The organism is Curtobacterium sp. PvP017, from assembly GCF_054060195.1.
Window position 1 is genome coordinate 495,591 of the sequence record NZ_JBSSCY010000002.1, and the last position, 17,771, is coordinate 513,361.

Below are 17,771 nucleotides of genomic sequence, written 5' to 3' on the forward strand. Positions count from 1 at the left end.
ATGGCCACCACGACCGCAACCACGATCGACGTCCTCGACGCATCGGGTGCCAAGTCCGGCACCGTCGAGCTGCCCGCAGCTCTCTTCGACGTCGAGACCAACGTCCCGCTGATCCACCAGGTCGTCACCGCGCAGCTCGCAGCCGCGCGTCAGGGCACCCACAAGACCAAGAACCGCGGCGAAGTCCGCGGTGCCGGTCGCAAGCCGTTCAAGCAGAAGGGCACCGGCCGCGCCCGTCAGGGTTCCGTCCGTGCTCCCGAGCACACCGGTGGTGGCGTCGTCCACGGACCGACCCCCCGCGACTACTCGCAGCGCACCCCCAAGAAGATGATCGCCGCAGCGCTGCTCGGCTCGCTCTCGGACCGCGCCCGCGGTGGCCGCATCTCGGCTGTCGACGGCTTCGTCGAGGCCGACGTGCCCTCGACCAAGGTCGCCCGCACGCTCCTCGAGAAGGTCGCGCCGGTCAAGCACGTGCTGATCGTGCTCGAGTCGAACGACGAGCTGACGCTCAAGTCGATCCGCAACCTGCCGAACGTCCACGCGCTCTCGTACGGCCAGCTGAACGCCTACGACGTCCTCAAGTCGGACGCCGTCGTCTTCAGCAAGAGCGCCCTCGACGCCTTCATCGCGTCGAAGACCGCGAAGGAGATCACCGCATGAGCGGCTTCAACAAGGACCCGCGCGACGTCATCATCTCGCCGGTCGTCTCGGAGAAGAGCTACGCGCTCATCGACCAGGGCAAGTACACGTTCATCGTGGACCCCCGCTCGAACAAGACCGAGATCAAGCTCGCCATCGAGAAGATCTTCGAGGTCAAGGTCGCGAGCATCAACACGCTGAACCGCCCGGGCAAGACCCGCCGCACCAAGTTCGGTCTCGGCAAGCGCAAGGACACCAAGCGCGCCATCGTGACGCTCAAGTCCGGTTCGATCGACATCTTCACGGCTGTCGGCTGAGGACCAGAGGGATAAATCATGGCTATTCGTAACTACAAGCCGACGACCCCCGGTCGTCGCGGCTCGTCGGTCGCCGACTTCGCTGAGATCACCCGTTCGACTCCGGAGAAGTCCCTGCTTCGTCCGCTGCCGAAGACCGGTGGTCGCAACAGCTCCGGCCGCATCACCACGCGTCACATCGGTGGTGGCCACAAGCGCCAGTACCGCGTGATCGACTTCCGTCGCTCCGACAAGGACGGCGTGGACGCCAAGGTCGCTCACATCGAGTACGACCCCAACCGCACCGCGCGCATCGCGCTCCTGCACTACGTGGACGGCACGAAGCGGTACATCATCGCGCCGAACAAGCTCAAGCAGGGCGACGTCATCGAGCAGGGCCCCGGCGCCGACATCAAGCCCGGCAACAACCTGCCGCTGCGCAACATCCCCGTGGGTACCGTCGTGCACGCCATCGAGCTCCGCCCCGGTGGCGGCGCGAAGATGGCCCGCTCCGCCGGCGCCTCGGTGCGTCTCGTCGCCAAGGACGGCCCCTACGCGCAGCTCCGTCTGCCGTCGGGCGAGGTCCGCAACGTCGACGCACGCTGCCGCGCCACGATCGGCGAGGTCGGCAACGCCGAGCAGTCGAACATCAACTGGGGCAAGGCCGGCCGCATGCGCTGGAAGGGCGTCCGCCCGACCGTGCGTGGTGTCGCGATGAACCCGGTCGACCACCCGCACGGTGGTGGCGAGGGCAAGACCTCCGGTGGTCGTCACCCGGTCAGCCCCTGGGGCCAGGCCGAGGGTCGCACGCGCAAGCCGAACAAGCCGAGCGACAAGCTCATCGTCCGTCGCCGTAACGCCGGCAAGAAGCGCAAGTAGGAGTTCAGAAGATGCCACGCAGTCTGAAGAAGGGCCCCTTCGTCGACGAGCACCTGCTCCGCAAGGTCGTCACGCAGAACGAGGCCAACACCAAGAACGTGATCCGTACGTGGTCGCGTCGGTCGATGATCGTCCCGAACATGCTCGGGCACACCATCGCCGTGCACGACGGCCGCAAGCACATCCCGGTGTTCGTCACCGAGTCGATGGTCGGTCACAAGCTCGGCGAGTTCGCGCCGACCCGCACCTTCCGTGGTCACGTGAAGGACGACAAGAAGGGCCGTCGCCGCTAACGCGGGGACGCAGAGGAGGAACGAAATGGTGGAGTCGATCGCACGCGTGCGACACATCCGCGTCACGCCTCAGAAGGCCCGTCGCGTCATCGAGCTGATCCGCGGCAAGCAGGCCCACGAGGCGCTCGCCATCCTGAAGTTCGCCCCCCAGGGCGCTTCGGAGCCCGTGTACAAGCTGGTCGCCTCGGCGATCGCGAACGCCCGGGTGAAGGCTGACTCGACGAACAGCTTCCTCGACGAGCGCGACCTCTACGTGAGCCGCGTCTTCGTCGACGAGGGTACGACCCTGAAGCGGTTCCAGCCGCGCGCCCAGGGCCGGGCCTTCCGCATCAACAAGCGCACCAGCCACATCACGGTCGTCCTCGCGACGCCGGAAGAGGCCGAGGCTGCCGCGACGAGCAAGAAGGCGAGCAACTAATGGGCCAGAAGGTCAACCCGTACGGCTTCCGTCTCGGGATCACGACGGACCACGTCTCGCACTGGTTCACCGACAGCAAGAAGGCCGGTCAGCGCTACGCCGACTACGTGGCCGAGGACATCAAGGTGCGCGAGTACCTGAAGAAGACCCTCGACCGCGCCGGTGTCGCCCGCATCGAGCTCGAGCGCACCCGTGACCGTGTCCGCGTGGACATCCACACGGCGCGTCCGGGCATCGTCATCGGCCGCCGCGGCGCCGAGGCGGAGCGCGTTCGCGGTGAGCTCGAGAAGCTCACCAAGAAGCAGATCCAGCTGAACATCCTCGAGGTCAAGAACCCCGAGACCGAGGCCCAGCTCGTCGCGCAGGGCATCGCCGAGCAGCTCTCCGCTCGTGTCGCGTTCCGTCGCGCCATGCGCAAGGGCCTGCAGGGTGCACAGCGCGCCGGCGCCAAGGGTGTCCGCATCCAGGTGTCGGGCCGTCTCGGCGGCGCCGAGATGTCCCGTTCGGAGTTCTACCGCGAAGGCCGTGTGCCGCTGCACACCCTCCGCGCGAACATCGACTACGGCTTCTACGAGGCCCGGACCACGTTCGGCCGCATCGGCGTGAAGGTCTGGATCTACAAGGGCGACATCACGAACAAGGAGCTCGCTCGCGAGCAGGCGAACCAGCGTTCGTCGCGCCCCGAGCGTCGTGGCGGCCCGCGCGGTGAGCGTGGCGACCGTGGCGGCGACCGTCGTGGCGGCGACCGCGGTGACCGCCGCCCGCAGCAGGCCCCGCAGGACGCGCCGGCCGGCGCAGGAGTTGAGGCGTAACCATGCTTATTCCCCGTCGAGTCAAGCACCGCAAGCAGCACCACCCGAAGCGTTCGGGTCAGGCAACCGGTGGTACCAAGGTCAGCTTCGGCGACTACGGCATCCAGGCCCTCACCCCGGCGTACGTGACCAACCGTCAGATCGAGTCCGCTCGTATCGCCATGACGCGTCACATCAAGCGTGGCGGCAAGGTCTGGATCAACATCTACCCGGACCGTCCGCTCACGAAGAAGCCGGCTGAGACCCGCATGGGTTCCGGTAAGGGCTCGCCCGAGTGGTGGGTCGCCAACGTCAAGCCGGGTCGTGTGCTCTTCGAGCTCTCCGGCGTCACCGAGGACATCGCCCGTGAGGCGCTGACCCGTGCAATCCACAAGCTGCCCCTCAAGGCACGCATCATCAAGCGCGAGGAGGGCGACGCATAATGGCGATCGGTTCCAAGGAGCTCCGTCCGACGGAGCTCGACACGTTCGAGAACGAGCGTCTCGCTGACGAGCTGAAGAAGGCCAAGGAGGAACTCTTCAACCTCCGCTTCCAGTCGGCCACCGGCCAGCTGGAGAGCCACGGTCGTCTCCGTGCCGTCAAGCGCGACATCGCACGCATCTACACCGTCCTCCGCGAGCGCGAGCTCGGCATCCGTGCCACTCCCGCGCCCGTCGAGACCGCCACCAAGGCCAAGAAGACGACGAAGAAGGCTGACAAGCCGGCTGAGTCGACCGAGGCCGAGACCGCCGAGGAGAAGTAATGGCGAACGAAGAGAAGACCTCCGCCGCCCTCACTCGCGGCTACCGCAAGACGCGTCGCGGCTACGTGACCAGCGACAAGATGGACAAGACCATCGTGGTCGAGGTCGAGGACCGCGTGAAGCACGCGCTCTACGGCAAGATCATCCGTCGCACGTCCAAGGTGAAGGCCCACGACGAGCTCGGCACCGCTGGTGTCGGCGACCTCGTCGTGATCAGCGAGACCCGTCCCCTCAGCGCTTCCAAGCGCTGGCGCCTGGTCGAGATCCTCGAGAAGGCCAAGTAGGCCTCGGCCTGCTTCGGAATAGGAGACAGCAGTGATTCAGCAGGAATCCCGCCTGAAGATCGCCGACAACACGGGTGCCAAGGAGATCTTGACCATCCGCGTGCTCGGTGGTTCGGGTCGTCGCTACGCCGGTCTCGGTGACGTCATCGTCGCCACGGTGAAGGACGCCATCCCCGGCGGCAACGTGAAGAAGGGTGACGTCGTCAAGGCGGTCATCGTTCGCACCAAGAAGGAGACCCGTCGTCAGGACGGCTCCTACATCAAGTTCGACGAGAACGCGGCAGTGATCCTCAAGGCCGACGGCGACCCGCGCGGCACGCGCATCTTCGGTCCGGTCGGTCGCGAACTCCGTGACAAGAAGTTCATGAAGATCATCTCGCTCGCGCCGGAGGTGCTGTAAGCCATGGCGAACATCAAGAAGGGTGACCTCGTCCAGGTCATCACGGGCGCGACGCAGGAGCGTGGCGGCGACCGTGGCAAGCAGGGCAAGGTCATCGAGGTCCTCAAGGACAAGCAGCGCGTCGTCGTCGAGGGCGTGAACTTCGTCACGAAGCACGTCCGCGTCGGCCAGACGCAGCGCGGCTCGAAGACGGGTGGCATCGAGAAGCACGAAGCCTCGATCCACGTGTCGAACGTCGCCCTCGTCGACCCGAAGACGAAGAAGCCGACCCGCGTCGGCTTCCGTACCGAAGAGGTGGAGAAGGGCGGGGTCAAGAAGACCGTCCGTGTCCGCTACGCCAAGAAGTCAGGTGAGACGCTCTGATGACTGACACGACTGCAACGACTGAGGCCCCCAAGGCCCAGCCGCGCCTCAAGCAGAAGTACAAGGACGAGATCAAGGCCACGCTCACCGAGCAGTTCGGCTACGCGAACGTCAACCAGGTCCCCGGCCTGGTCAAGGTCGTCGTGAACACCGGTGTCGGCGAGGCCGCTCGCGACTCGAAGATCATCGAGGGGGCCATCAAGGACCTCACGGCGATCACGGGTCAGAAGCCCCAGGTCAACATCGCTCGCAAGTCCATCGCGCAGTTCAAGCTGCGCGAGGGTCAGGCGATCGGTGCGCACGTCACCCTCCGTGGTGACCGCGCCTGGGAGTTCCTCGACCGCCTGATCTCGCTCGCACTGCCCCGCATCCGCGACTTCCGCGGTCTCAGCGACAAGCAGTTCGACGGGAACGGCAACTACACGTTCGGTCTCTCGGAGCAGTCCGTGTTCCACGAGATCGACCAGGACCGCATCGACCGTGTCCGCGGCTTCGACATCACTGTCGTGACCACCGCGAAGACGGACGACGAGGGACGCGCGCTGCTCCGTCAGCTCGGCTTCCCGTTCCGCTCCAACGAGCAGACGGTCTAAACTACTTCGGGCGGTGCGGGCCGGAGGATTCACGTCCTCCGGCCCGCACGCACGAACACACCGATCCTGGGGAACCGCCCCGGGATCACTCGATCGCTCAGGTCGGCATTCGTGGAACGGGTGTCGAAACCAGGCGAGAAATGGACGAACATCATGACGATGACCGATCCGGTCGCAGACATGCTGACCAGATTGCGGAACGCGAACTCCGCGCACCACGACGCCGTCGCGCTCCCGAGCTCCAAGCTCAAGAAGAACATCGCCGACATCCTCAAGCGTGAGGGCTACATCAGCGAGTGGAAGGTGGAGGACGCCCGAGTCGGGCAGACCCTCACCATCGACCTGAAGTACGGCCCCGAGCGCGAGCGTTCGATCGCCGGCATCAAGCGCGTGTCGAAGCCGGGCCTCCGGGTCTACGCGAAGTCGACGGAGATCCCCCAGGTCCTCGGTGGCCTCGGCGTGGCGATCCTCTCGACCTCGTCCGGGCTGCTGACCGACCGCGAAGCCGAGCAGAAGGGCGTGGGTGGGGAAGTCCTCGCCTACGTGTGGTGATCGACAATGTCACGAATCGGACGTCTTCCCATCGACATCCCCGCCGGCGTGACCGTCTCCGTTGACGGTCAGAGCGTGGCGGTCAAGGGCCCGAAGGGCGAGCTCGCGCTCGTCATCGCGGAGCCCATCCAGGCCAAGGTCGAGGAGAACCAGGTTCTCGTCACCCGTCCGGACGACGAGCGCGAGTCGCGTTCGCTCCACGGCCTGACCCGTACCCTCATCGCCAACAACATCATCGGCGTGACCCAGGGCTACACCAAGGGCCTCGAGGTCGTCGGCACCGGTTACCGCGTGCAGGCGAAGGGCTCGAACCTCGAGTTCGCGCTCGGGTACTCCCACTCGATCACGGTCGAGCCGCCCGCGGGCATCAGCTTCGCGGTCGAGGGCAACAACAAGGTCACGGTCGCCGGCATCGACAAGCAGGCAGTCGGCGAAGTGGCGGCGAACATCCGGAAGCTCCGGAAGCCCGAGCCGTACAAGGGCAAGGGTGTCCGTTACGCCGGCGAGAACGTGCGCCGCAAGGCCGGAAAGTCAGGTAAGTGATCATGGGACTCCTCAAGACACGAGGCAAGAGCAAGGCGGCCGCCAAGGCGCGTCGTCACAACCGTCTCCGCAAGAAGATCACCGGCACCGAGGCTCGTCCCCGTCTCGCCGTCACCCGCTCGTCGCGTCACGTGTTCGTGCAGGTCATCGACGACGCGAAGGGTCACACCCTCGCAAGCGCCTCGACGATGGAGGCAGACCTCCGCTCGTTCGACGGCGACAAGACCGCCAAGGCCCGTCGCGTCGGTGAGCTCCTCGCCGAGCGCGCGAAGTCGGCTGGCGTCGAGGCCGTGGTCTTCGACCGCGGTGGCAGCAAGTACGCCGGTCGCGTCGCCGCGATCGCCGATGGTGCCCGTGAAGGAGGGCTGAACCTGTGAGCGACAACGCGAACACCAACGAAGACGCCAAGACCGAGGCCGTCGAGGCCACGGACGCCGTCGAGACCACCGAGGCGAGCACGGAGGCCACCGAGGCCACCGAGGCGACCGCTGAGGGCACCGAGGCACCCGCCGAGGGCACCGACACCGCCGCGAAGGGCAAGGAGGCGGAGGCACCTGCCGTCGCCGAGCGTCCCGTCGAGACCGCTGCCGGTTCCGCGTCCAACAACCGCGACTCGGCCGACAACCGTGGCCGTCGTGGTGGCGGTCGTGACCGTCAGCAGGGCCGCGACCGCAACAACCGCGGTGGCGACAGCCAGTTCCTCGAGCGCGTGGTGACCATCAACCGCGTGTCGAAGGTCGTCAAGGGTGGTCGTCGCTTCAGCTTCACGGCGCTCGTCGTCGTGGGTGACGGCAACGGCCTCGTGGGCGTCGGCTACGGCAAGGCCAAGGAGGTCCCCACGGCGATCTCCAAGGGTGTCGAAGAGGCGAAGAAGAACTTCTTCCGCGTCCCCCGCGTCGGCAACACCATCCCGCACCCCGTGCAGGGTGAGGCCGCTGCTGGCGTCGTCCTCCTGCGTCCGGCTGGTCCGGGTACCGGTGTCATCGCCGGTGGTCCCGTCCGCGCCGTCCTCGAGTGCGCCGGCATCCACGACGTCCTGAGCAAGTCGCTCGGTTCGTCGAACACCATCAACATCGTGCACGCGACCGTCGAGGCTCTGAAGCAGCTCGAGGAGCCCCGCGCCGTCGCAAGCCGTCGTGGCCTCGACGTCGAGCGGGTCGTCCCGGCTCGTCTGCTCCAGGCCGAGGCCGCAGCACTGCGTGCCGCGACCGAGAAGGCAGGTGCGTGATGGCAACGCTGAAGATCACGCAGATCAAGTCCGTTATCAGCGAGAAGCAGTACCAGCGCGACACGCTCCGCAGCCTGGGTCTCAAGCGCATCGGCCGTACGGTCGAGCGTGAGGACAACGCCCAGAACCGCGGGTACATCGCGACGGTGGCGCACCTCGTGAAGGTCGAGGAGGTCGACGCATGAGCGACGAGAAGAACGAGCGCGTGCAGGTGCTGAAGCTGCACCACCTCCGCCCCGCCGAGGGCGCCAAGAAGGACCGCACCCGTGTGGGTCGCGGTGAGGGCTCGAAGGGCAAGACCGCTGGGCGTGGTACCAAGGGCACGAAGGCCCGTTACCAGGTCCGGGTGGGCTTCGAGGGTGGGCAGATGCCGCTGCACATGCGCACCCCGAAGCTCCGCGGGTTCAAGAACCCGTTCCGGGTCGAGTACCAGGTCGTGAACCTGGACAAGATCTCGGAGCTCTACCCCGATGGCGGCGACGTCACCGTTGCGGGCCTGGTCGCCAAGGGCGCCGTCCGCAAGAACGAGAAGGTCAAGGTTCTCGGTCAGGGTGACATCACCGTGAAGATCACGGTCACGGTCGACAAGGTCTCGGCGTCCGCCGCCGAGAAGATCGTGGCTGCTGGCGGCACCGTCTCCCAGTAACCCCCGTCGGCGGCCCGTGCGTTTGCGCACGGGCCGCCGTTACGGTTTCCTTGACAGTGGCCGGCATCCGCCGGCCAGGTCGGCCCTGCCGACCGACACCGGAACGGCCGCGATCGTCGGCCCCGGTCCCAGAAGTTCGGAGTCCTCGTGTTCAGAGCGGTCGCGCGCATCATGCGCACCCCTGATCTTCGCAAGAAGATCGGCTTCACCCTCGCGATCATCGCGCTGTTCCGCCTCGGGTCGTACATCCCGGCACCGTTCGTCGACTACGCGGCCGTGCAGAGCTGTCTCGCCAGCGCCTCGTCGTCGGGTGGTCTCTACGACCTGATCAACCTGTTCTCCGGCGGCGCGCTGCTGAAGCTCTCGGTCTTCGCGCTCGGCATCATGCCGTACATCACGTCGTCGATCATCGTGCAGCTCCTGCGCGTGGTCATCCCGCACTTCGACTCCCTCTACAAGGAGGGCCAGTCCGGTCAGGCGAAGCTGACGCAGTACACGCGCTACCTCACGATCGCGCTGGGCGTGCTGCAGTCCACCACCCTGATCACGGTCGCCCGCTCGGGTGCCCTCTTCGGCACGAACGCGTCGTCCTCCTGCTCGTCGATCATCTCGAACGACAGCTGGTACGCGATCATGCTCATGGTCGTCACGCTGACCGCCGGTACCGGCCTCATCATGTGGATGGGCGAGCTCGTCACCGAGCGCGGCATCGGCAACGGCATGTCGCTCCTCATCTTCACGTCGATCGCGGCGCAGTTCCCGTCGGCACTCTGGGCCATCGAGCAGTCGCAGTCGTTCGAGCTCTTCCTGTTCGTCATCCTGGTCGGACTGGTCATCATGATGGCCGTCGTGTTCGTCGAACAGTCGCAGCGGCGGATCCCGGTCCAGTACGCCAAGCGCATGGTCGGTCGCCGGACCTACGGCGGCAACAACACGTACATCCCGATCAAGGTCAACATGGCCGGCGTCGTGCCCGTCATCTTCGCGTCGTCGCTGCTGTACCTGCCGGCCCTGGTCGCGCAGTTCAACAAGCCGTCCGACGGCTCCGAGCCCGCGGCGTGGGTCACCTGGATCGAGAACAACCTCGTCTCCGGCGACAACCTGTTCTACATGGTGCTGTACTTCCTGCTCATCGTCGGGTTCACGTACTTCTACGTGGCGATCACCTTCAACCCCGAAGAGGTCGCCGACAACATGAAGAAGTACGGCGGGTTCATCCCCGGCATCCGTGCCGGTCGTCCAACCGCCGAGTACCTCGACTACGTCCTCACCCGGGTGACGCTGCCCGGCTCGCTCTACCTCGGTTTCATCGCGCTCATCCCGCTGGCAGCACTGGCGCTGTTCGGCGCGAACCAGAACTTCCCGTTCGGTGGCGCGAGCATCCTGATCATCGTGGGTGTCGGTCTCGAGACCGTGAAGCAGATCGACTCGCAGTTGCAGCAGCGTCACTACGAAGGGCTTCTCCGTTGAGCGCACGTCTCATCATCGTCGGACCCCCCGGAGCGGGGAAGGGCACCCAGGCCGGACGGATCGCCGAGTCCTTCGGGATCCCGGCGATCTCGACCGGTGACATCTTCCGCAAGAACGTGGCAGAGGGCACGCCGCTCGGTGTGCAGGCCAAGGCGATCATGGACGCCGGCGACTACGTGCCGGACTCCCTGACGAACGAGCTCGTGAAGTCCCGCCTGAACGAGGCGGACGCGGCCGACGGGTTCCTGCTCGACGGGTACCCCCGTACGGTCGGGCAGGTCGAGTACCTCGACGCGCTGCTCGCCGAGCAGGGCACCGGGATCGACGCGGTGGTGCAGCTCGTCGCCGACCAGGACGAGCTCGTCGGTCGGCTGCTCAAGCGGGCCGAGCAGCAGGGCCGCAGCGACGACAACGAGGAGACGATCCGTCGTCGTCAGCAGGTCTACGCGGAGCAGACGGCTCCGATCGTCGGTGCCTACGGCAACCGTGGCCTCGTGCTCGACGTCGACGGCCTCGGCCCGATCGACGAGGTCGGCGACCGCATCCAGGCCGCGCTGACGGCTCGCGGGCTCACCGCGGGCGTCTGACCCGGCGTGGTCCGCTTCCGCAAGCCCTCGATCTACAAGACACCGGACGAGCTCCGCGCCATGGTGCGCCCTGGTCTGCTGACCGCTGAGGCGCTCGACGCCGTGCGTGCCGCGATCCGGCCCGGCATCACGACGGGCGCGCTCGACGAGATCGCCGAGCGGACGATCCGCGCCGGCGGCGGGATCCCGAACTTCCAGCTCGTGCCCGGCTACCGGCACACGTTGTGCGTCTCCGTCAACGACGAGATCGTGCACGGCATCCCCGGCGACCGCGTGCTCGCCCCCGGCGACATCGTCTCGGTGGACGCCGGCGCCGAGGTCGACGGCTGGAACGGCGACAGCGCGTTCACCATGGTCGTCCCCGGAGGGGACGCCAGCGTCACCGCTGCCCGGCAGACCCTCTGCGACTCCACGGAGCGGTCGCTCTGGCACGGCATCGCAGCGCTCGCGCACGCGAAGAACCTGCACGAGGTGGGCTCTGCGGTGGAGGACGCCATCGACGAGACCGGTTCGTGGGGCATCGTCGAGGACTACACGGGGCACGGCATCGGTCGGTCCATGCACGAGGACCCGCCGGTCTTCAACTACCGCGTCCGCGGCGCCGGTCCGGCGGTGAAGCCCGGCCTGGTGGTCGCCATCGAGCCGATGGTCACGGCGGGGTCGATCGACAGCACGACGGACGACGACGACTGGACGGTCCGCACCGCGGACGGCCAGGACGCCGCGCACTGGGAGCACAGCGTCGCGGTGCACGCCGACGGCGTCTGGGTCCTCACGGCCGTCGACGGCGGCGCCGCGGGCCTGGCCCCGCTGGGTGTGACACCCGTCCCGATCCCGTAGGTCGGGCCTCCCGTCCGCTCCGGTCGTGACGGCCTGGAGGCGCGGCTCGCTCCCGACCCGTCTGCCGCCGCGCGCAGGCGCGTGCGTCCAGTGCCCCGGGCGCGCCGCGCCGTCGGCCACGCCCGGCGGTCAGTTGCCGACGGAGCAGGTCTGCTCGGAGGCGCTCTGCCCGGTGATCGACGACGGCAGCGGGGTCGACGTCGCGGTCCTGGTGGCGGACGAGCTCGGCGCGGACGACGTACCGGACGCTGCGCCGCCCGACGCGGACGACGAGCTCGTGTCGGACGGCGTCGTGCCGGTCGACGGTGTGCTCGTCGCGGTGCCCCCGGCGGTCGGCGACTCCTCGGATGCGCGCCCGGTACTCGAGTCGCTCAGCGACGACTTCACGTCGTTCTGCAGCGCCACGTTGAGGGTGTGGGCGGTCTCCTGATCGACGATCACGCGCGCGCTGTCGTCGGGGTCGTCGGCGACGGGGTACTGCACGAAGAGCATGTTGGCGGTGCTCATGCCGCGCAGTGCCGACGCGAGCCCGACGAGGGTTCGTGTCTGCGCCAGACCGTCCGACAGCGTCATGTTCGACAGGGCCGCGCCGGCGAGCTTGTAGAGGGTGATGGGGTTCGACAGCGTCCCGTCGGACGTGACCTTGCGGAGCAGGGCCGACAGGAACACCTGCTGCGAGCTGATCCGGGCGAGGTCGCTGCCGTCGCCGACGCCGTGACGGGTGCGCAGGAACGCGAGCGCGTCCGACCCCTCGAGGTTGTGCGAGCCGGCGGTCAGGTGCAGGCCGGTGAAGGTGTCGTCGATGGGCTCCGCGACGCAGACGTCGACGCCGCCCAGGGCGTTCGACATCTCGATCACGCCGTCGAAGGTGATGAGTCCGGCGTAGGGGATGCTCAGACCGGTGAGGTTCTCGACGGTGTCGACGACGCACGAGACGCCGCCGTTGCCGAGTGCCGTGTTGAACATGGCGGAGGTCGACGCGGGGTACGTGGTGCCCGTCGCGGGGTTGGTGCACGCGGGGATCGGCACCATCAGGTCGCGGGGGAAGCTGACCGCGGTGAGCTGCTGGTGGTCCTGGGAGATGTGGATGAGCATCGTGACGTCGTTGCGGGCACCCTCGACGTCCTCGTCGGAGTCGAACTGCCCCACGCGGGTGTCGCTGCCGATGAGCAGGATGTTCGCCCCACCCTTGATCGCCGTGATGTCGGCGGTCTTCGCGGTGCTCTGGTCGTCGGTGCTGAGCTGCACGGTCTGCGGTGCGGTCGCCAGCTGGGCGCCGGCGATGGCGGCGACGCTCGTCCCGCTCACCAGCACGACGGCCAACGCCGAGGCCACGACGGTCACGAGCGTGGTCCAGCCGCGGCGGCGGGCCAGCTTGCCGTGTGCGGCGAAGGGGCGTCGGGTGACGTCGGGCACGTGGTCTCCGTTCGGTGGTCCGCGCAGGGTGCGTCGGCGGCGGACGTGGCTGCGGAGCAACGCTACGGTCCTGGCGCAAGCGCGGGCCCGGAGCGCGCCGTCAAACCACTGTGGAACACTCAGGCACGTGACCGGAAGCCCCAGGTGAGGGGGCGTGCCGTGCTTGCACTTGGCAATTGCGGGTTTACCACATAAGATCGATCTTTGGTGTGTCATGCCCTCTCGGGTGTGGCGACCGACCCGCAGACCGGTTCGGGGATCACACCTGTTCCACAACCAAGCGACAGTGAGGCTATGGCCAAGAAAGACGGCGTCATCGAGATCGAAGGCTCGGTGCTCGAAGCTCTGCCCAACGCGATGTTCCGCGTTGAGCTGACGAACGGACACAAGGTCCTCGCGCACATCTCCGGGAAGATGCGCCAGCACTACATCCGCATCCTCCCCGAGGACCGCGTGATCGTGGAGCTGAGCCCGTACGACCTGACCCGCGGCCGGATCGTCTACCGCTACAAGTGATCCGCGAGCTGGAAAGGAACGGCTCGGCAATCCCGCCGCGCACGAAGCCAGCGAGCACGAGGAAAGAACAATGAAGGTCAACCCCAGCGTCAAGCCCATGTGCGAGCACTGCCGAGTGATCCGCCGCAAGGGCCGCGTCATGGTGATCTGCAAGAGCAACCCGCGTCACAAGCAGCGCCAGGGCTAGTCCCGGGCGCGTGACCGGCACCGACGCTGTCCCTCGGACAGCAAGCTGCTCGAGCACGACCCACAACTGAAGATCGACAACGCAGTACCAGAACCCGGTCGCACGACGACCGGGGGACACCTCGGGTCGGAGGCCCGGGCACCGGTACTGCTCCACACCTCCATCGACAACAGGAGCAGCCATCACATGGCACGTCTAGCAGGCGTCGACATCCCGCGCGAGAAGCGCGTGGAGATCGCACTCACGTACATCTACGGCGTCGGCCGTACCCGCGCGGTCCAGGCACTCGCCGAGACCGGTATCTCCGGTGACATCCGCGTCAAGGACCTGACCGACGACCAGCTCGTCGCCCTCCGTGACTTCATCGAGGGCAACTTCAAGGTGGAGGGTGACCTCCGCCGCGAGGTGGCCGCCGACATCCGCCGCAAGGTCGAGATCGGTAGCTACGAGGGTCTTCGCCACCGTCGTGGTCTCCCGGTGCGCGGTCAGCGCACCAAGACCAACGCGCGTACCCGCAAGGGACCGAAGCGCACCGTGGCAGGCAAGAAGAAGGCTCGATAGGAGACCCCGATGGCTACCCCCAAGACTGCCGCGCGCAAGCCGCGCCGCAAGGAGAAGAAGAACGTCGCAGTGGGCCAGGCCCACATCAAGAGCACGTTCAACAACACGATCGTCAGCATCACCGACCCGTCGGGTGCCGTCCTCAGCTGGGCGTCCTCGGGTGCCGTGGGCTTCAAGGGTTCGCGCAAGTCGACGCCGTTCGCGGCGCAGCTCGCCGCCGAGTCCGCTGCGCGTCAGGCGCAGGAGCACGGCGTCAAGAAGGTCGACGTCTTCGTGAAGGGTCCGGGTTCGGGCCGCGAGACCGCGATCCGTTCGCTCCAGGCCGCTGGCCTCGAGGTCGGCTCGATCAACGACGTCACTCCGCAGGCGCACAACGGTTGCCGCCCGCCGAAGCGTCGTCGCGTCTGACGCGAGGAGCAACCGGCCGCGCCCTGCTCGTCCCCTGACGGGGTCGGGCAGGGCCCGCGGCCATTCCTGGTCGTTCGATCGCGCACATCGGTGCGCGTGATCACAACTCAACAGACCCGTCGGGGCCCACGCGGCCCCGTCGTACCGCCAAGTGTCATATAGCGGACACTTCGCCGAAAGGAATCCCACAGTGCTCATTGCACAGCGCCCCACCCTGACCGAGGAGTCGATCTCCGAGCACCGCTCGCGCTTCGTCATCGAGCCGCTCGAGCCGGGCTTCGGTTACACCCTCGGCAACTCGCTGCGCCGCACGCTCCTCTCCTCGATCCCCGGCGCGGCTGTCACCAGCATCCGCATCGACGGTGTCCTCCACGAATTCAGCACCGTCCCCGGTGTGAAGGAAGACGTCACCGAGATCATCCTCAACATCAAGAGCCTCGTCGTCTCCAGCGAGCACGACGAGCCGATCACCGCGTACCTGCGCAAGCAGGGTGCCGGTCAGGTCACCGCAGCGGACATCTCCGCGCCGGCCGGCGTCGAGATCCACAACCCGGAACTCGTCATCGCGACCCTGAACGACACCGCGCGGTTCGAGCTCGAGCTCACGATCGAGCGTGGCCGTGGCTACGTCTCGGCCACGCAGAACCGTTCCGAGTTCTCCGAGGCCGGTCAGATCCCGATCGACTCGATCTACTCGCCGGTCCTCAAGGTCACCTACCGCGTCGAGGCGACGCGTGCCGGTGAGCGCACGGACTTCGACCGCCTGGTCGTCGACGTCGAGTCGAAGCCGGCGATCACGCCGCGTGACGCCATCGCGTCGGCCGGTCGCACGCTGGTCGAGCTGTTCGGGCTCGCCCGCGAGCTCAACACGGCCGCAGAGGGCATCGAGATCGGCCCCGCGCCGGTCGACGCCGTCCTCTCGAACGAGCTGCAGACGCCGATCGAGGACCTCGACCTGTCGGTCCGCAGCTACAACTGCCTGAAGCGCGAGGGCATCAACACGGTGTCCGAGCTCGTCGCCCTGTCGGAGACGCAGCTCATGAACATCCGCAACTTCGGTCAGAAGTCGGTGGACGAGGTCAAGGACAAGCTCACCGAGCTCGGCCTGTCCCTCAAGGACACCGTCCCCGGATTCGACGGCGCCCACTTCTACAGCGGGTACGACGAGGACGAGTCCAACAACTGATCTCGCGCTCACGCGCAAGCGCGCTGACACCGCGCGCACCACTTTCACCACTGGAGAACTGACATGCCGAAGCCCACCAAGGGCCCCCGCCTCGGTGGCGGTCCCGCTCACGAGCGCCTGCTCCTGAGCAACCTCGCCAACGCCCTCTTCACGCACGGTCGCATCACGACCACCGAGACGAAGGCCAAGCGCCTCCGTCCGGTCGCCGAGCGGCTCATCACGTTCGCGAAGCGCGGCGACCTGCACGCTCGTCGTCGGGTCATCGCGACCCTGCGCGACAAGTCCGTCGTGCACACGCTGTTCACGGAGATCGCCCCGCAGGTCGAGGACCGTCAGGGCGGCTACACCCGCATCACGAAGCTCGGCTTCCGCAAGGGCGACAACGCCCCGCTGGCGTCGATCGAGCTCGTCCTCGAGCCGGTTTCGGGCACGCCCGCGCCGGTGAAGCGCACCGCGGCTCCGGCCGCCGCCGCTCCGGTCGAGGAGTCGGCCGCCGACGAGACCACCGAGGAGGCCCCGGTCGAGGAGACCGAGACCACCGAGGAGTCCGCTCCGGTCGAGTCGGAGACCGAGACCGAGGCTGCTGCCGAGGTCGAGGCCGACGCCGCCGAGAAGAGCGACGACGCCAAGTAGCACCCCGCGTCACCACGACGAAGCCCCCGCGACCCAGGTCGTGGGGGCTTCGTCGTGTCCGGGAGGGGCCGTCAGCCGCCCCGACGTCCGGAGAACGCAGGACCGTCGCCTTCCCAGTGGGCGCCCCGTAGCGTGTCCGCCCGACAGGGAGAGTCACCACATGGAGTTCCAACACATCGCGGGAGTCGGTCGCCGCGCATGGCGGTGGAGCCGCACGTCCGGCACGCAGCCGCGACTGCTGCACGCAGCCAAGGCCGCCGGCGCCGCGGCACTGGCCTGGGTCATCGCCAGGCACGTGCCCGGGGTCGCGTCCGACTACCCCTACTACGCACCCCTCGGGGCGATCGTCGCGATGCAGACGACGGTCTACGCCGGACTGCGGAACGGCATCCAGACGCTCGTCGGCATCCTGCTCGGCATCGCCGTCGCGGGCTTCACGATGCTCGTGGGGGACCCGGGGATCCTCGCCGTGGCCCTGGCCGTCGGCATCGGGGTGCTCGTCGGCGGGTTCCGGGTGCTCGGCGAGGGCAGCACCTGGGTCTCGACGGCGGCGTTGTTCGTGCTGCTCGTCGGCGGGGCCAACGCGGAGGGCTACTCGTTCGGGTACCTGGTGCAGATGGGCATCGGCGTGGTCGTCGGCCTGCTCGTGAACTTCCTGGTGTTCCCGCCGCTGCACTTCTGGGACGCGGAGCGCCGGATCGACGAGGTGAACGCCGTGCTGGCCGCGCACCTGGAAGGCCTGGCGGACGTGCTGGAGAGCGGCAAGCGGGACGAGGACGCCTGGAACCGGCAGCAGGACAAGCTCGACCGTGCGATCGCCGACGTGCGCGCGCGGGTGTCCGTCGCCCACGAGAGCCGGAAGATCAACCCGCGTGGGGCGCTCCGCGGGTCCCGCGCGCGGCTGCAGCAGGACGGCGCCCGGTTCCGCGCGTTGGAGCGCGTCGCCTGGTACACGACCGACCTCACCGAGCTCGTGGCGCGGTCCGGTCCGGTCTCCTCGAACCTCGGCCGGCCCGACCCGGCCTTCACGGAGCCGCTGGCCGCTGCGATCCGCCAGCTCGCATGCGTCATCCGCGGGGACTGCCCGGAGGACGAGGGCGACGAGGCGATCGAGCGGCTTGAGCACGCGCTCGACGCCTCGCGCGAGAACCCCTCGCACGTCGCGGTGACGGCGTCGGCGCTGGTGGCACTGCGGGGCATCGTGGAGTCCGAGCGCCGCGCGACGGACAACCTCGACACCCGCACCGGCCCGTCGGCGTTCCACCGTCCGCGCGGCTGA

At 67.7% G+C, this 17,771-nt stretch carries 29 protein-coding genes; 28 read left to right on the forward strand and 1 reads right to left on the reverse strand.

Annotation, left to right across the window (positions count from 1 at the left end):
• The 21 genes from rplD to map all read left to right on the forward strand — a co-directional run bounded on the left by rplD (position 1) and on the right by map (position 11,585).
• A complete protein-coding gene (rplD, locus tag ACVKXF_RS06415; protein WP_123311740.1) occupies positions 1 to 660 on the forward strand; it encodes a 50S ribosomal protein L4 in 660 nt (219 codons plus the stop codon).
• On the forward strand, positions 657 to 956 hold the full coding sequence (gene rplW, locus ACVKXF_RS06420; protein WP_111083468.1) for a 50S ribosomal protein L23: 300 nt from the start codon (positions 657 to 659) through the stop codon (positions 954 to 956). Before rplD ends, rplW begins: the two co-directional genes overlap by 4 nt.
• An 18-nt stretch (positions 957 to 974) precedes the next feature.
• Positions 975 to 1,814, forward strand: coding sequence for a 50S ribosomal protein L2 (gene rplB / locus ACVKXF_RS06425; RefSeq protein ID WP_111083467.1), 840 nt, complete (start codon positions 975 to 977; stop codon positions 1,812 to 1,814).
• A gap of 11 nt (positions 1,815 to 1,825) precedes the next feature.
• On the forward strand, positions 1,826 to 2,107 hold the full coding sequence (rpsS, locus tag ACVKXF_RS06430; protein WP_017885529.1) for a 30S ribosomal protein S19: 282 nt from the start codon (positions 1,826 to 1,828) through the stop codon (positions 2,105 to 2,107).
• A 25-nt stretch (positions 2,108 to 2,132) separates the two neighbouring features.
• Complete coding sequence (gene rplV / locus ACVKXF_RS06435) at positions 2,133 to 2,525, forward strand: 50S ribosomal protein L22 (protein WP_111083466.1); 393 nt, start codon at positions 2,133 to 2,135, stop codon at positions 2,523 to 2,525.
• Positions 2,525 to 3,337: a 30S ribosomal protein S3 gene (gene rpsC / locus ACVKXF_RS06440; protein ID WP_017885527.1), complete on the forward strand. Its 813-nt coding sequence runs from the start codon at positions 2,525 to 2,527 to the stop codon at positions 3,335 to 3,337. The genes rplV and rpsC overlap by 1 nt, the downstream gene beginning before the upstream one ends.
• Before the next feature lie 2 nt (positions 3,338 to 3,339).
• Positions 3,340 to 3,759 (forward strand): 50S ribosomal protein L16, encoded by a 420-nt coding sequence (rplP, locus tag ACVKXF_RS06445; protein ID WP_111083465.1) that lies wholly within the window; start codon positions 3,340 to 3,342, stop codon positions 3,757 to 3,759.
• On the forward strand, positions 3,759 to 4,079 hold the full coding sequence (gene rpmC, locus ACVKXF_RS06450; RefSeq protein ID WP_111083464.1) for a 50S ribosomal protein L29: 321 nt from the start codon (positions 3,759 to 3,761) through the stop codon (positions 4,077 to 4,079). The genes rplP and rpmC overlap by 1 nt, the downstream gene beginning before the upstream one ends.
• A complete protein-coding gene (gene rpsQ / locus ACVKXF_RS06455; protein WP_111083463.1) occupies positions 4,079 to 4,363 on the forward strand; it encodes a 30S ribosomal protein S17 in 285 nt (94 codons plus the stop codon). Before rpmC ends, rpsQ begins: the two co-directional genes overlap by 1 nt.
• 31 nt (positions 4,364 to 4,394) lie before the next feature.
• A complete protein-coding gene (rplN, locus tag ACVKXF_RS06460) occupies positions 4,395 to 4,763 on the forward strand; it encodes a 50S ribosomal protein L14 (RefSeq protein WP_111083462.1) in 369 nt (122 codons plus the stop codon).
• A gap of 3 nt (positions 4,764 to 4,766) precedes the next feature.
• Positions 4,767 to 5,126, forward strand: a complete 360-nt coding sequence (rplX, locus tag ACVKXF_RS06465; protein WP_111083461.1) for a 50S ribosomal protein L24 — start codon at positions 4,767 to 4,769, stop codon at positions 5,124 to 5,126.
• A complete protein-coding gene (rplE, locus tag ACVKXF_RS06470; protein ID WP_111083460.1) occupies positions 5,126 to 5,719 on the forward strand; it encodes a 50S ribosomal protein L5 in 594 nt (197 codons plus the stop codon). The genes rplX and rplE overlap by 1 nt, the downstream gene beginning before the upstream one ends.
• A gap of 153 nt (positions 5,720 to 5,872) precedes the next feature.
• The gene (gene rpsH / locus ACVKXF_RS06475; RefSeq protein ID WP_017885519.1) at positions 5,873 to 6,271 is read left to right on the forward strand and encodes a 30S ribosomal protein S8; all 399 of its coding nucleotides are present in this window, start codon (positions 5,873 to 5,875) and stop codon (positions 6,269 to 6,271) included.
• A 6-nt stretch (positions 6,272 to 6,277) separates the two neighbouring features.
• Positions 6,278 to 6,814: a 50S ribosomal protein L6 gene (rplF, locus tag ACVKXF_RS06480; protein WP_111083459.1), complete on the forward strand. Its 537-nt coding sequence runs from the start codon at positions 6,278 to 6,280 to the stop codon at positions 6,812 to 6,814.
• A gap of 2 nt (positions 6,815 to 6,816) precedes the next feature.
• A complete protein-coding gene (gene rplR / locus ACVKXF_RS06485; RefSeq protein WP_031259041.1) occupies positions 6,817 to 7,191 on the forward strand; it encodes a 50S ribosomal protein L18 in 375 nt (124 codons plus the stop codon).
• Positions 7,188 to 8,042, forward strand: coding sequence for a 30S ribosomal protein S5 (gene rpsE / locus ACVKXF_RS06490; protein WP_456795226.1), 855 nt, complete (start codon positions 7,188 to 7,190; stop codon positions 8,040 to 8,042). The genes rplR and rpsE overlap by 4 nt, the downstream gene beginning before the upstream one ends.
• On the forward strand, positions 8,042 to 8,227 hold the full coding sequence (gene rpmD / locus ACVKXF_RS06495) for a 50S ribosomal protein L30 (protein WP_173168934.1): 186 nt from the start codon (positions 8,042 to 8,044) through the stop codon (positions 8,225 to 8,227). Before rpsE ends, rpmD begins: the two co-directional genes overlap by 1 nt.
• Positions 8,224 to 8,688, forward strand: a complete 465-nt coding sequence (gene rplO / locus ACVKXF_RS06500; protein ID WP_027466723.1) for a 50S ribosomal protein L15 — start codon at positions 8,224 to 8,226, stop codon at positions 8,686 to 8,688. The genes rpmD and rplO overlap by 4 nt, the downstream gene beginning before the upstream one ends.
• Positions 8,689 to 8,835: 147 nt before the next feature.
• Entirely contained in the window at positions 8,836 to 10,158 is a 1,323-nt protein-coding gene (secY, locus tag ACVKXF_RS06505; RefSeq protein ID WP_111083457.1) for a preprotein translocase subunit SecY, read from the forward strand.
• The gene (locus tag ACVKXF_RS06510; RefSeq protein WP_456795227.1) at positions 10,155 to 10,745 is read left to right on the forward strand and encodes an adenylate kinase; all 591 of its coding nucleotides are present in this window, start codon (positions 10,155 to 10,157) and stop codon (positions 10,743 to 10,745) included. Before secY ends, ACVKXF_RS06510 begins: the two co-directional genes overlap by 4 nt.
• Positions 10,746 to 10,751: 6 nt before the next feature.
• On the forward strand, positions 10,752 to 11,585 hold the full coding sequence (gene map, locus ACVKXF_RS06515) for a type I methionyl aminopeptidase (RefSeq protein ID WP_456795228.1): 834 nt from the start codon (positions 10,752 to 10,754) through the stop codon (positions 11,583 to 11,585).
• Positions 11,586 to 11,714: 129 nt separating this feature from the next.
• Here map and ACVKXF_RS06520 read toward each other — a convergent pair whose 3' ends face one another.
• Complete coding sequence (locus tag ACVKXF_RS06520; protein WP_456795229.1) at positions 11,715 to 13,001, reverse strand: LCP family protein; 1,287 nt, start codon at positions 12,999 to 13,001, stop codon at positions 11,715 to 11,717.
• 294 nt (positions 13,002 to 13,295) lie between these two features.
• Here ACVKXF_RS06520 and infA point away from each other — a divergent pair, with 294 nt between their 5' ends.
• The 7 genes from infA to ACVKXF_RS06555 all read left to right on the forward strand — a co-directional run bounded on the left by infA (position 13,296) and on the right by ACVKXF_RS06555 (position 17,771).
• The gene (infA, locus tag ACVKXF_RS06525) at positions 13,296 to 13,517 is read left to right on the forward strand and encodes a translation initiation factor IF-1 (protein ID WP_017885509.1); all 222 of its coding nucleotides are present in this window, start codon (positions 13,296 to 13,298) and stop codon (positions 13,515 to 13,517) included.
• Positions 13,518 to 13,587: 70 nt separating this feature from the next.
• Positions 13,588 to 13,704 (forward strand): 50S ribosomal protein L36, encoded by a 117-nt coding sequence (rpmJ, locus tag ACVKXF_RS06530; RefSeq protein WP_071276701.1) that lies wholly within the window; start codon positions 13,588 to 13,590, stop codon positions 13,702 to 13,704.
• Between the two features lie 186 nt (positions 13,705 to 13,890).
• Entirely contained in the window at positions 13,891 to 14,265 is a 375-nt protein-coding gene (rpsM, locus tag ACVKXF_RS06535) for a 30S ribosomal protein S13 (RefSeq protein WP_058728274.1), read from the forward strand.
• 9 nt (positions 14,266 to 14,274) lie between these two features.
• The gene (gene rpsK / locus ACVKXF_RS06540) at positions 14,275 to 14,673 is read left to right on the forward strand and encodes a 30S ribosomal protein S11 (protein WP_017885507.1); all 399 of its coding nucleotides are present in this window, start codon (positions 14,275 to 14,277) and stop codon (positions 14,671 to 14,673) included.
• Between the two features lie 190 nt (positions 14,674 to 14,863).
• Positions 14,864 to 15,859, forward strand: a complete 996-nt coding sequence (locus ACVKXF_RS06545) for a DNA-directed RNA polymerase subunit alpha (RefSeq protein WP_071259847.1) — start codon at positions 14,864 to 14,866, stop codon at positions 15,857 to 15,859.
• Between the two features lie 63 nt (positions 15,860 to 15,922).
• On the forward strand, positions 15,923 to 16,492 hold the full coding sequence (gene rplQ, locus ACVKXF_RS06550) for a 50S ribosomal protein L17 (protein ID WP_456795230.1): 570 nt from the start codon (positions 15,923 to 15,925) through the stop codon (positions 16,490 to 16,492).
• Between the two features lie 160 nt (positions 16,493 to 16,652).
• Entirely contained in the window at positions 16,653 to 17,771 is a 1,119-nt protein-coding gene (locus ACVKXF_RS06555; protein ID WP_123311752.1) for an FUSC family protein, read from the forward strand.

Bases quoted from the DNA above. Each gene is read 5' to 3' on its own strand.
- rplD (WP_123311740.1), top strand. From the start codon at position 1: ATGGCCACCACGACCGCAACCACGATCGACGTCCTCGACGCATCGGGT.
- rplW (WP_111083468.1), top strand. From the start codon at position 657: ATGAGCGGCTTCAACAAGGACCCGCGCGACGTCATCATCTCGCCGGTC.
- rplB (WP_111083467.1), top strand. From the start codon at position 975: ATGGCTATTCGTAACTACAAGCCGACGACCCCCGGTCGTCGCGGCTCG.
- rpsS (WP_017885529.1), top strand. From the start codon at position 1,826: ATGCCACGCAGTCTGAAGAAGGGCCCCTTCGTCGACGAGCACCTGCTC.
- rplV (WP_111083466.1), top strand. From the start codon at position 2,133: ATGGTGGAGTCGATCGCACGCGTGCGACACATCCGCGTCACGCCTCAG.
- rpsC (WP_017885527.1), top strand. From the start codon at position 2,525: ATGGGCCAGAAGGTCAACCCGTACGGCTTCCGTCTCGGGATCACGACG.
- rplP (WP_111083465.1), top strand. From the start codon at position 3,340: ATGCTTATTCCCCGTCGAGTCAAGCACCGCAAGCAGCACCACCCGAAG.
- rpmC (WP_111083464.1), top strand. From the start codon at position 3,759: ATGGCGATCGGTTCCAAGGAGCTCCGTCCGACGGAGCTCGACACGTTC.
- rpsQ (WP_111083463.1), top strand. From the start codon at position 4,079: ATGGCGAACGAAGAGAAGACCTCCGCCGCCCTCACTCGCGGCTACCGC.
- rplX (WP_111083461.1), top strand. From the start codon at position 4,767: ATGGCGAACATCAAGAAGGGTGACCTCGTCCAGGTCATCACGGGCGCG.
- rplE (WP_111083460.1), top strand. From the start codon at position 5,126: ATGACTGACACGACTGCAACGACTGAGGCCCCCAAGGCCCAGCCGCGC.
- rpsH (WP_017885519.1), top strand. From the start codon at position 5,873: ATGACGATGACCGATCCGGTCGCAGACATGCTGACCAGATTGCGGAAC.
- rplF (WP_111083459.1), top strand. From the start codon at position 6,278: ATGTCACGAATCGGACGTCTTCCCATCGACATCCCCGCCGGCGTGACC.
- rplR (WP_031259041.1), top strand. From the start codon at position 6,817: ATGGGACTCCTCAAGACACGAGGCAAGAGCAAGGCGGCCGCCAAGGCG.
- rpmD (WP_173168934.1), top strand. From the start codon at position 8,042: ATGGCAACGCTGAAGATCACGCAGATCAAGTCCGTTATCAGCGAGAAG.
- rplO (WP_027466723.1), top strand. From the start codon at position 8,224: ATGAGCGACGAGAAGAACGAGCGCGTGCAGGTGCTGAAGCTGCACCAC.
- infA (WP_017885509.1), top strand. From the start codon at position 13,296: ATGGCCAAGAAAGACGGCGTCATCGAGATCGAAGGCTCGGTGCTCGAA.
- rpmJ (WP_071276701.1), top strand. From the start codon at position 13,588: ATGAAGGTCAACCCCAGCGTCAAGCCCATGTGCGAGCACTGCCGAGTG.
- rpsM (WP_058728274.1), top strand. From the start codon at position 13,891: ATGGCACGTCTAGCAGGCGTCGACATCCCGCGCGAGAAGCGCGTGGAG.
- rpsK (WP_017885507.1), top strand. From the start codon at position 14,275: ATGGCTACCCCCAAGACTGCCGCGCGCAAGCCGCGCCGCAAGGAGAAG.
- rplQ (WP_456795230.1), top strand. From the start codon at position 15,923: ATGCCGAAGCCCACCAAGGGCCCCCGCCTCGGTGGCGGTCCCGCTCAC.
- ACVKXF_RS06555 (WP_123311752.1), top strand. From the start codon at position 16,653: ATGGAGTTCCAACACATCGCGGGAGTCGGTCGCCGCGCATGGCGGTGG.